This is a genomic window from Vibrio harveyi NBRC 15634 = ATCC 14126 = KCTC 12724, assembly GCF_001591145.1.
GTDB lineage: Bacteria > Pseudomonadota > Gammaproteobacteria > Enterobacterales > Vibrionaceae > Vibrio > Vibrio harveyi.
Genome location: NZ_BCUF01000182.1, coordinates 1 through 530, shown reverse-complemented (window position 1 = coordinate 530; position 530 = coordinate 1). Strand labels below are relative to the sequence as shown.

At 38.3% G+C, this 530-nt stretch carries 1 protein-coding gene; it reads right to left on the bottom strand.

The genetic code is table 11. The features are described from left to right. Positions 1 to 11 precede the first annotated feature (11 nt). Complete coding sequence (locus VHA02S_RS25100) at positions 12 to 503, bottom strand: DUF6530 family protein (protein WP_050567771.1); 492 nt, start codon at positions 501 to 503, stop codon at positions 12 to 14. Positions 504 to 530: the final 27 nt, after the last annotated feature.

Here is a 530-nt window from a genome sequence, read left to right as displayed (position 1 = left end):
GATTGTTATGCTTAAAACTTACCTTTTTTCTCCAATCCATCGAGTAAGAGGTATAAAGATTTAAGGCGGCTTTTAAGCATCGGCATATTGTCAGACAAGTAGTTCTCATAGCTTGAAGCATCAGATTCGGAACACTTTTCTTTGGCAATTTGAATACCTGAATGCTGATCTAAAAACAAATCACGCTCAATTTCGATAACATCATCACTTTCATCTAGAAGCACTTTTGTGAGAAAAATTGTTGAGTCAATTACACGATGAAGAGGCAACTCCTCTGCTTGACGAGTCCATTTATCTCCTGTGTGGCGCATTATTTTTAACGAAACGTCGCTAGAGTCCCATTGAGAGATACCTACAGAAAGATAACGAGCATCTGTATCTCCCTTGTAGATGCCATCAAACTTTTCATAAGGCATCGCAAACAAAGGCTTATGCTCTAGATGATGAGGTAGCTCAGGAGCAGTAACATACTCCTTTCTATCTCCGAATTCTTTTATTGGCATATTTGACTCCAAATTTTCGATTTAAGC